Here is an 11,044-nt window from a genome sequence, read left to right on the forward strand (position 1 = left end):
TGTTGAGGGCGGGAGATGCGATGCTATCGCTGATGGAAAACCTCTGTATTCACCCCAGCCGAAGGATTCCCTGGCTACAACCGAAAGTCCTTGGCACACCAGACCTCAACGACGCGCACGCAACCGCAGCCTGAACCGGACGACACCGATGAGAACAGCGGCCAACACCACCAGCATGCCCATGTCGAGCAGCCATGCTCCCGGAACATGACGCCACAACCGGTCGGCGGGCAGCGCCGCCTCGATGTTGTTCAGATCGACGGTCGACGCCGCGGCGGCGAAACCCCAACGAGCCGGCACCAGCCATGAAATCTGGTCGAGCACCAGCCGCCCGGTCACCGGAATCAACCCGCCCGCCAACACCATTGACACCATGATGGTCACGACAAGCAACGGCAGCACCTGCTCAGTCGAACGGGCCAATGACGACAGCGCCAGCCCCACCATCGCCGAAGCAACCGCCGTCGCAGCCAGAGTGACCCACAGCTCAATGACGCCGGGCAGAATGCCGCGGCCCAACAACACCCCGCCGTGCGACGGTGCGCCTTTGCCGACCGCCATGATGACCACCATCAGCGCGGTGTCGATCAGCGCCGCAGCGCTAAAGACAAGGACTTTAGCCATTAGGTAGGCCGACGCCGACAGTCCCACGGCCCGCTCGCGCTGGAAAATCATCCGCTCTCCGACCAGATCGCGCACGGTCAGCGCAGTCCCCATGAACACCGCGCCGATGTTGAGCAGGATCAGGATGTCGATGGGCTCCTCGGGCTGGCTCGGGCCTGCAGTTCCGAGCCCGGTGCTGCCGGGTACCGCCAGCGACAGCACCCCGAGCACGAATGGCAACAGCGCCAGGAACGCGAAGTAGCCACGATCGGCAGTGATCAGCCGGGCCTGACGACGCGCCAGCGTCGCGACCTGACGCCATCGGTTGGTCTGCGGCGGTTTTCCCAGCGGCGCCGCGCCCGCGGTCGGCGATGGCCGTCTCGGTGAAGCGGGGTGGCGCGCCAAATACGCCCGGTGCACGCCGTCGGGGTCGGTGCTGACCCGCGCGAAGATGTCGGCCCAGTCGATGCTGCCCATCGCCGCACCGATCTGCGACGGCGGGTCGGCGAAGGCGGTCTTGCCGCCAGGCGCGAGCAGCAGCAGCTGGTCGCACATGCTCACGTAGGTCAACGAGTGCGTGACGACGATGACCACTCGTCCGGCGTCGGCGAGCCGGCGCAGCATCGTCATTACCTGCCGGTCCAACGCCGGGTCGAGCCCGGACGTCGGTTCGTCGAGGATCAGCAGCGACGGGCCGGTCAGCAGTTCCATGGCCACCGATGCTCGTTTGCGCTGGCCGCCGGACAGCTTGTCGACGCGAGTCTTCTTGTGCGGAGCCAATTCCAGCTCGTCGAGTACCCGCTCGACCACCTGGCGCCGGTCATCGGCCGACGTGTCGGGCGGCAGTCGCAGTTCGGCGGCGTAGCTGAGCGCCTGCTCGACGGTGAGCTGGCGATGCACGACGTCGTCCTGCGGCACCATCCCGATGCGCGAGCGCATCGAGGCGTACTCGGCGTGCACGTCGTGCCCGTCGAAGGCGACCAGTCCGGCGCTGCGCGACATCGCACCGCCAATTAGCTTGACCAGCGTGGATTTTCCAGCGCCGGACGGCCCGATCACCGCGCTCAGTGTCCCGGGTTTGGCGGTGAAGGACACATCCTCCAGCAGCTGGCGCCCGTCGACGGTCAGCCCCAGTCCGTGGACGGTGAGACCGCGGGTACGGGCCGCCACAGGCTGCGGCACAAGCGTTTTGCCAGTCGCAAGCAGGTCGGTATTGCCGATTGTGACGACGTCGCCGTCGCGCAGCATCGCGCGCGTGATCAGGGTGCCGTTGACGAAAGTGCCGTTGCTGCTGTTGTTGTCGCGGATTTCCAGACCGGCCGGCGTTGATACCAGCACCGCGTGCACGCGGGAGGCCAGCGCGTCTTCCACGACGACCGAGTTGGTTTTGGCGCGCCCGACCGTCACCAAACCCGACGATCCCCCGGTCCGCGTCGGAACCGGACGGCTCGGCTGCGTTCTGATTGGACGAGCCGGCGGCGGGGTCACCGGCCGGAACGCGGTCGTCTTCGGGCTTGCGTCCGGGGGCCCATCTGGCATCCGGTCGAGCGTCCGCGGATTGCGCGGTCCCGAAAACGTCGGCGCTTTGGCGACCCGGAATGTCAACTGTGGCCCGCGCGGGCTGCCCAGCGTGATGCTCAGGCGGTCGCGGATGGGCACCACGTTGGCGCGCGAACCGGAAACGTAGACGCCGTTTTGGCTCTTGTTGACGACGACCCACTGGTCGCGGTCGAATCGCAGGATCGCATGCACCCGCGATATCAGCGTGAGGTCGCCAGGATTGAGGTCCTGAAAGCGGATGTCGCAGTCGCGGTCGCGACCCACGAAAACATCCCGGTCGGCTGGAAACGTGTACATCGCCGATCCGAGCCACACCGTCAGAGGGGGCGCACTGACGTCGCTCGCCACGGCGAGCTTGGTCGTATCGCCGTCCGACGGCGTCCGGCTGCGATCTGTCGGTGCCATTCCTGCCTTCTATACCCCTGGATCCTGTGCGCGACGCTTACGAACATATAGCCGCAGCCTGCAACGACAGGTGCCGCGTCCGCGCGGTGACCGGATCGCAGCTAAACCTTTACTTGACGGCGGTGATGCTCGGCGTCGACGATGAAACGGTGCGCCGACTGCTGGGTTCGCTGTGCGCTACGGTGTGCACTACCTATGTCGCCCTGGCCGCAGCACCAACGGGTGGTGCAGTCGGCGCACCCTGGTTTGCCCCTTCGGTCGGCAACGCGACCCAAGTGGTTTCCGTTGTCGGCGTTGGCGGTTCGAACGCCAAACTCGATGTCTATCAGCGTGGCTCCTCGGGCTGGCAGCCGGTCGCGGCCGGCATACCCGCCCACATCGGATCTGCAGGTCTTGCGCCGCAAGCCAAAAGCGGATATCCGGCTACCCCGATGGGCGTCTACTCGTTGCCGTTCGCATTCGGGACCGCGCCCAATCCCGGTAGCGGACTGAAGTACGTGCAGGTCGACTCCAACCACTGGTGGAGCGGCGATGACAACAGCCCGACGTTCAACACGATGCAGGTCTGTCAGAAAGCTCAGTGCCCGTTCGATACCGGAGCCAGTGAGAACCTCGAGATTCCACAGTACAAACATGCCGTGGTGATGGGCGTCAACCCCAACCGCGAGCCAGGGAAGGGCGCTGCGTTTTTCTTCCACACCACCGACGGTGGTCCGACCGAGGGGTGCGTGGCGATCGACGACGCGACGTTGGTGCAGATCATCCAGTGGCTCAAACCCGGCGCCGTCATCGCGATCACCCAATAACGCTAAGCCACAGAGTAATTCAGGCCAGAGCGTTACCTGGACTCAGCTTGAAGTCGAGGTTCGCCAACGACATCGTCGCTTCGTAGGTCCGGTCATATCCCGTCGCGCTGATCCGCCATCCGTCGGCGGTGCGGCGGTAACGGTCGCGGTAGAACCCCGCACCGATCAGCATGAAGTTGAACTCCGCCACGATCACGCGGTCCTGCAGATACCAGCGGCCGGTCGCCTCATCACCGGTCACGGTGATCTCCGGATGAGTCACTCGGTGCTCGGTGATGACGCCGGGCCCCAGCGACGACCGCATGAACTCCACTAGGTCGGCACGGTTGGTGAAGTGGTGCTCCTCGCCCAGCGACGCGGCGTAGTCGCCTTTGACGTCGTCGGTCAGCGTGTCACCGAACTCGTCCCAGTGTTTGGTGTCCAGCCCCCACATGTAGCGGTACTTGACCTGTTCGATCGCAGTGACGTCGGCTAAGTATGCGGCGTGATCCTGTGGGCTCATCTCGTCATTGCAGCACACGCCGGCAGGTATTCTCCGGGCAGCCGGGCTATCCTCGGCCATCAGCAAGCGCCCGGATCGAAACAAAGGACATACGCCAGCATGTTGAGCGCCGGTTGGGTCTTCGCCGGCTACCGAATTGAGCGCCTGCTGGGCGCGGGCGGGATGGGCACCGTCTATCTGGCCCGTGACCCTGACCTGCCGCGAAGTAACGCGCTGAAGGTGCTCAGCCCGGAGCTGTCTCGCGATCCGGACTTTCGCGCCCGGTTCGTTCGGGAGGCGGACGTGGCCTCCTCGCTGGATCACCCGAACGTCGTGTCGATCTACCGGCGCGGCGAGTTTGAGGGGCAGCTGTGGATCGCGATGCAGTTTGTCGACGGCTCCGACGCCGATGCCGCGCTGCGTGCGGGAACCATGACTCCGGCGCGGGCCGTGCACATCATCGGCGAAGTGGGCAAAGCGCTGGATTATGCGCACCGGCGTGGTGTGGTGCACCGTGATGTCAAGCCGGCGAACTTTCTGCTGTCCGGCCCTGTCGGGCCCGAAGAGCGGGTGTTATTGGGCGACTTCGGGATTGCGCGGGCCCTCGCCGACGTGGGACTGACCGTCACCGGATCAGTGACGGCGACGGTTGCCTATGCCGCGCCCGAGGTGCTGGCCGGCCAGCCCTTCGACGGCCGAGCGGACCTGTATTCGTTGGGCTGCACGTTGTTTCGGTTGTTGACGGGCCGGACGCCGTTTGCGACGACCAACGGGGCAGCGGCGGTGATGGCGGCTCACCTGCACGCCCCGCCGCCGCGGGTCACCGACGTGGTGCCGGGCTTGTCGACGCAGATGGACCAGGTGATCGCCGTCGGGATGGCCAAAGACCCGGCACAGCGGTTCAGTTCGGCGCGCGGTCTCGCCGAGGCGGCCGCTGCCGCCCTCAACGATCGGACGGCGCAGCTCACCGCTCCGTGGCAGCCGATCCCTCGTGGACAGGCGACTTCGTTTCCGCCTTCGCCGTTAACGCCGACGATGCCGGCCTCCTTCTACGGCCAGCAGGTCTTCACCCCGCCGCCGAAGCGCCGCCGCGGCGGGCGGATCGCCGCGGTGCTGAGCGCCGTCGTCGTTCTCGCTGCCGCGTCGGTCGTTGTGGTGACGTTGACGACGAAATCTGCTTCACACACTGCGGCGCCCCCGCCGACGTCGTCGACGACTAGCACGCCGACGACGACAGTCGAATCGGCGCCGCCTGTGGCCTCTGCGGCGCTCTCAGGCCTGCTGCTACGTCCCGAGCAGGTCGCCGGGATCGTCGGCGCCGACGCGTTGGTCCAAGAGTCGTTCGCCGACACCATGATCGACGATTCACAGAAGGTGGTTGAAAAGGACTGCGTCGGTGTCGCTGCGCCGGATCAACACTCCGTCTACGGCGACAGCGGATGGACCGGTGCCCGATCTCAAGCGCTGCGCAATGCCGGCGAAGGTCCTCGCGCGTTCGCCGTCATCCAGGCGGTGATCGCCTTCCCCACTGCCGATCAAGCCAAAAAGGTTGTCGCCGCGCAGAAATCGCAGTGGAACAGTTGCTCAGGCCACACGCTGACGTTGGTTTTTCCCACCCCACCGTCACCGCAACTGTGGACCATCGGCAAGCCGGAGGATGCCGACGGCACACTGCGGATGACGCAGCAGTTGAAAGACGGGGGAGGCATGAAATGCCAACGCGCGTTGGCTGCGCACAACAACGTCGCGATCGACGTCTCGACTTGCCGCTACGACGTGGTCAACCAGGCCGCTGACATCGTCAACGCGATCGCCGCGAAAGTCCCGCACTGAGGTAATGGCTGACCATATCGATCAGCGCACGTCGCTCGCGTTGCCAGTCGATCGAAGTGCCCACGATCATCTGCGCCAACACCACGCCACGCAGCGTCGCCCAAATCACCTCCGCCACACCCTCGTTGGAGGGGTCGTCGGTTATCAGCCTGCCGAGCTCGGCGATCGCCGCATTCATCTCCAGGAGGTGACGCCGTGACGACCCGCCCGGGCCGCCGCGGTTGGCCCGCAGGATTTCGAACGCCGCCATCGATGTCGGACTGCTGTAGCAACTCCACGCGGTGTCGACGACGACCTCGATGCGTTCGCGCAGCGGCAGTTCGCTGACGTCGGCCGAGGACAGGCTCTCCAGCAGCTTGGCCACACCGTCGTCGACGACGGCCATCAGCAGGCCGTTGCGGTCACCGAAGTGGTATTGGATCACTCCCCAGGTGACACCGGCGCGTTCGGCGACGTGCTTTGCAGTCGCAGCGGCGAATCCCTCTTCGACGATGCAGCGGACGGTCTCGTCGATGATCTTGGTCCGCGTGTCGTCCCCGCGTTTGCGCGGCGCGTTGGTCCGTCGAGTGGGCCTGACGGACCCGCCCGCTTTCCGGCCTGCGGTGATAGACATTGTTGACTTTATAACATAGTCCCGACTATTTTTGGGCGGTGAGTCAATCCCGCTATGCGCTGCTGTCCCGTCAGGAACTGGCCGTGCTGGTTCCCGAACTACTGCTGATCGGGCACATGATCGATCGCTCCGGCATGGCGTGGTGCATCCAGGAATTCGGCCGTGAAGAGATGGTGCAGATTGCCATCGAGGAGTGGGCGGGCGCCAGCCCGATCTACACCAAACGGATGCAGCAGGCGCTGAACTACGTGGGCGACGACGTGCCCACCATCTTCAAAGGCTTGCAACTCGACATCGGCGCACCTCCGCAATTCATGGACTTCCGCTACACCATCCACGACCGTTGGCACGGCGAATTCCAGCTCGACCACTGCGGCGCGCTGCTCGACGTCGAGCCGATGGGCGACGAGTACGTGTTCGGGATGTGCCACACCATCGAAGATCCGACATTTGACGCGACCGCGGTGGCGACCAACCCCCGCGCGCAAATGCGACCGATCCATCGCCCACCCCGCATGCCGTCGGACCGGCATCCGCACTGCGCATGGACCGTCATGATCGACGAGTCCTATCCGGCCGCCGAAAGCATCCCGGCGTTGGATATCGTTGCGCAAACCCGTGCTGCAACATGGAAACTCGATGCGATCGACCGCTCCGGCGAGGGGCTGGCCGACTATTCCGGCCCACTGGTCTCCGACCTCGACTTCGGCGCCTTCTCACATTCGGCGCTGGTGCGAATGGCCGACGAGGTGTGCCTGCAGATGCACCTCCTGTACCTGTCGTTCGCGGTCGCCGTGCGAGCACGAGCGGGCTCGAACACCGCGCTGGCCACCTCAGTGGGAACCCGCCAGCTGATCGGTTTGGCCGGGCTCGGCGCAGAGCGCATCCACCGAGCGCTCTCCTTGCCCGGCGGGATCGACGGCGTAGTACGGGTTTTCGAACTGCACCCGCTGTTCAACCCACGCGGATATGTCGAGGCCGAGACGTCCGGCAGGTTGCATGTTCGCAAGTCCCCGGCCCACGACGATGCCGCCTGGATCTCGTTGTGTTCACCAGAGTCGACCCAGCCGTTGGAGGCGATCGCCACCGCGGTGGACCCGCATATCGAAGTATCGGTCAACGGGAGTAGCACCGACTGGACCGTCGAGCTATCCGAAACCGACACGGCGACAACGGAGCTACCTGAGGTGTCGATCGCCAAGGTCAGCGGCGGGTCGACGTTCCAATTCCAGCCAAGGAAGTCGTTGCCGCTGACGGTGGTCTGATGCCGACCGGATCTGTCAAGACGTCGGCGGTATCACTTCGGTGACACAACCGCATCGAGCGCATACCGATCATGTTGTGGCCGCTCGCCGTAGCGTGGCCGCGGTTATGGTTGACGCTGGCCACCGACCGCTATCGACGAAGGTATTCACTTTATGTATGAGCCGTTGGGGTTATCGATCGGGACCACCAATCTAGTCGCGGTCCGCAGCGGGAAACCGCCCGTCTCTCGTCGCGCCGTGCTGACCCTATTTCCCGATCGCGCTCCGGAACTCGGTGTGCAGGATGACCCAAACGGCACCTTGCTGACCGGCTTTGTCGAACGCGCCGGTGGGTCAAGCGCTTTGACTACTACCGAAGGCTCCACCCATGACCCGGCGCTGCTGCTGGTGGAGGCGCTCGATGCGTTGATCACCACAGCCGGCGGCGACGCATCGACATCCAACATCACGATTGCCGTTCCCTCGCACTGGGAACCGCAAGCTCTGCGAAGACTGCAGGACGCGTTGTGCACGCATGCCGGGTTCGTCCGCGGAGGCATGTCCCCGCGACTGGTATCGGATTCCATTACCGCGTTGACGGCGTTGAACTCCGATGATCGCCTGCCCATCGACGGTGTGGTGGCGCTGCTGGATTTCGGCGCTGCCGGCACCAGTTTCACGCTGGCCGACGCCGCGGCCGGCTTTACCCCGATTGCCGACACGGTGCGCTACCCGGAATTCTCCGGCGACCTCATAGACCAGGCGCTGATGGTTCACGTGTTGGAATGCGTCGGCCGCGCCGATGGCGCCGATCCTGCCAGCACCGGCGTAGTAGGACAGTTCGGTAATCTGCGCGAAGACTGCCGGCTAGCCAAAGAACGGCTGTCCGATGAGACGCTAACCGAGGTGGCCGTTGAACTTCCGGGCCGGCGTACCTCCGTCCAAGTGACTCGGGCTGAACTGGAAAGCCTGATCGAAGCGCGGCTTAGCCGCGTCCTCTTGGCCTTCGATGACATGTTGCGGCGCAACAGAGTTCGCCGCAAAGATCTTGCCGCGGTGGCGATGGCCGGCGGCGTCGCCAAGACTCCGCTTGTCGCCCAGCGTCTTTCAACTCATGCTAAGACATCGGTGGTGACAGCCGTACAGCCCAGCCTCGCGATGGCGGTCGGCGCGGTGATGCTCTCCGCGCGCCAGCCGATCGAGCAGCGAGAGGACGCGCCCGAATCGACGACGATGGCGGCGATGGTGGGGGCGTCTACCGGCAGCTTCGCAGCGTCCACTGGCGGTTTCACCGCGTCGACCGACACGCTCGGCGCCGCCACCGGCGGCGTGCTCTTCGACGACCCCTCCGAGACGCTTCACCAGTTGGCCTGGTCAGAGGCGGACGATTCGGTCAACGAGCCGGTGGCTTACACGGGTGAGCCCTACGACGACGATGCCCGGGCTACGCCGTCGCAGCTGCTGCAGGTGCCGAAGTTTGAGCCGCCTCCGCGGCCGTCCCGCGGCAATCGGCTGCCGCAACTCGTCTTCGGAGTCGCTGCTCTGGTCTCGATGGTCGCGATCGGCGGGGTGGCCTTCACGCTGACCAGCTCCACCAGCCACCCGCCGGCCCCGGCGCCGGCCAGCACCTCGGCCGTGCCACCGCCCGCGCTACCAAGCTCCAACCCGCCGTCGCTGAGCCCATTGCCGCCACCGCCGCCGAGCCCAGCGCCGTCGGCCACCGTCGCGCCACCCGTCACCAGCGAGGCGCCGCCTCCGCCTCCGCCGCCGGTGACGACGACCTACCAGCCGCCGCCGAGCACCACGCAGCAGGCGACCAGCACTACCCCGACGACGACACCCACCACCCCGACGACGACACCCACCACCCCGACCACGACCACGCCGCCGCCGTCCAGCAGCACGACGACCAGCACGACACCGTCGGAAGTGATGACAACGACGTACTTGAGGCTCCCGTTCGTGCCGATGCCGATCCCGGTTCAGGTGCCGGAAGGGCAGGGCGGCGCAGCGAACCAGCCGCAGAGTCCGTACCAGCCGCAGAGCCCCTACCAGCCACAGAGCCCGTATCAGCCGCAGTATCCCTACGGGGGTCCTGGGTACTGACGGCCCATGGCCGTTGAATCCTTTGCGCCTACCCGGACCGCTTAGCGACGAGTAGGGTGGAAACGCCGGATCGGCCCGGCATATGCAGCGGCGTTGCGTTCTCAGCGCGCCAACCGGGAAAGTAACGCCGCATCCAAAAGTCGCGAAACTGTGGATGACGGCCGCGCGGCGCACTCCTTCGCCCAGACCGTCATTAGCGAAGGATTTGGAGGAGTAGTGGACATCGTTCTGGGTGTGTCGATGGCACCCAAGGTCGTCCGCATGGTGCTGGTTGAAGGCGAAAACGCCGACGGCGTGACCGTCGAAGCAGATGAGTTCGCCGTCGCGTTCGTGAACGGCTCGGCAACAACGGCACCGGCGCAAGTGATCGCCGCGATCCTCGGCACCCGTGAAGGCGCGGCCGAAGGTGGCTACCGATTGATGTCGACCGGTGTGACCTGGACCGAGCCGATCGACGTCGGTGTGCTGCAGGACGAGCTCGCGGCCCGGCAGATCGGCGGCGTCATGTTGGTCTCGCCCCTGCTTGCGGCAGCGGCGCTGACCCAGACGGTCGGCCAGGCAATGGGTTACGAGTCCACCGCCCTGCTATTCGTCGAGCCGGAAAGTGTGACCCTGGCCGTCGTTGAAACCGCCGGCGGTTCCATCGTCGATTTGCATCGACAGCATGTGGACTGGGCTAACCGCAGCGCGGAGGAGATTGCCAGGCTGGCCGCGATGGTCGCTGCGCTCGACGGGCGCCAGTCGCGCGCCGACGGCGTGTTCGTCGTTGGCTGCGGCGTCGACATCGTCCCCATCGTGCGTCGCTTGGAGCCGCTGGTCTCCATCCCGCTGAGCACATCCGAAGAACCCGACCTGGCGCTTGCCCGCGGCGCAGCGCTGGCCTCAGCAAATGCCCCGTTGTTCGCGTCGTCGACCGCTGCGCTGGCCTACGCGCAGGATCCCGGCACCGGCGAGGTGAACCCGCTCGTACCCGCATACGTCGACGTGTCCCTGAATGCCCCAATCGGTGACAGCCCCCTTGCCTACAGCGCTTTGGCGGACGAGGACGACGACGGCCTGCGCCGACACCGGCCATTCCTGCTGGCGGGCAGTGGGGTAGCGGCCGTGCTCCTGATCGGCTTGGTGGTGCTGCTGACTTCACTCGGGGCCGACGTCGCGCCGACGATGGGTCATGGGACCAGCCATGCCGCAAAGCCAAGTCCGACGAAACACCTGACGCCCCCGAGCGCACACACGCCTGCAGTGGCAGCGCCGGCGCCGGCGCCGCCACCATCGGCCGCTCCTCCTCCACCGCCTCCGCAAACCAACACGGCACCGACCCCGGTGGTGCACCAGTTACCGCAAGGCGTCGTGACGCCCGCGCCGGCCCGCCGGGCCCCGAGCCGGCCAGCAC

At 65.8% G+C, this 11,044-nt stretch carries 8 protein-coding genes; 5 read left to right on the top strand and 3 right to left on the bottom strand.

Annotated elements, in window-relative coordinates; genetic code table 11:
* Positions 1–105: 105 nt before the first annotated feature.
* Complete coding sequence (locus WBF82_RS22475; RefSeq protein ID WP_424385138.1) at positions 106–2,568, bottom strand: ATP-binding cassette domain-containing protein; 2,463 nt, start codon at positions 2,566–2,568, stop codon at positions 106–108.
* A gap of 149 nt (positions 2,569–2,717) precedes the next feature.
* On the opposite strand from WBF82_RS22475, the gene WBF82_RS22480 reads away from it, so the two are divergent.
* The gene (locus WBF82_RS22480; protein WP_424385145.1) at positions 2,718–3,374 is read left to right on the top strand and encodes a L,D-transpeptidase family protein; all 657 of its coding nucleotides are present in this window, start codon (positions 2,718–2,720) and stop codon (positions 3,372–3,374) included.
* 19 nt (positions 3,375–3,393) lie between these two features.
* Here WBF82_RS22480 and WBF82_RS22485 read toward each other — a convergent pair whose 3' ends face one another.
* On the bottom strand, positions 3,394–3,876 hold the full coding sequence (locus tag WBF82_RS22485; RefSeq protein ID WP_424385139.1) for a nuclear transport factor 2 family protein: 483 nt from the start codon (positions 3,874–3,876) through the stop codon (positions 3,394–3,396).
* Between the two features lie 99 nt (positions 3,877–3,975).
* Between WBF82_RS22485 and WBF82_RS22490 the strand changes: the two genes are divergently transcribed.
* On the top strand, positions 3,976–5,688 hold the full coding sequence (locus WBF82_RS22490) for a serine/threonine-protein kinase PknH/PknJ (RefSeq protein ID WP_424385140.1): 1,713 nt from the start codon (positions 3,976–3,978) through the stop codon (positions 5,686–5,688).
* Here the strand turns inward: WBF82_RS22490 and WBF82_RS22495 are convergent.
* Positions 5,657–6,301, bottom strand: a complete 645-nt coding sequence (locus tag WBF82_RS22495) for a TetR/AcrR family transcriptional regulator (RefSeq protein ID WP_424385141.1) — start codon at positions 6,299–6,301, stop codon at positions 5,657–5,659. The two genes, WBF82_RS22490 and WBF82_RS22495, sit on opposite strands and share 32 nt — an antisense overlap.
* A 38-nt stretch (positions 6,302–6,339) precedes the next feature.
* Here WBF82_RS22495 and WBF82_RS22500 point away from each other — a divergent pair, with 38 nt between their 5' ends.
* The 3 genes from WBF82_RS22500 to WBF82_RS22510 all read left to right on the top strand — a co-directional run.
* Positions 6,340–7,566 (top strand): hypothetical protein, encoded by a 1,227-nt coding sequence (locus tag WBF82_RS22500; RefSeq protein ID WP_424385142.1) that lies wholly within the window; start codon positions 6,340–6,342, stop codon positions 7,564–7,566.
* A 153-nt stretch (positions 7,567–7,719) separates the two neighbouring features.
* Entirely contained in the window at positions 7,720–9,651 is a 1,932-nt protein-coding gene (locus WBF82_RS22505) for an Hsp70 family protein (protein ID WP_424385143.1), read from the top strand.
* Between the two features lie 216 nt (positions 9,652–9,867).
* Positions 9,868–11,044 (top strand): DUF7159 family protein (locus WBF82_RS22510; protein WP_424385144.1); only part of this gene is annotated, 1,177 nt, incomplete at its 3' end.

Source organism: Mycobacterium sp., from assembly GCF_049673265.1.
Lineage (GTDB): Bacteria > Actinomycetota > Actinomycetes > Mycobacteriales > Mycobacteriaceae > Mycobacterium.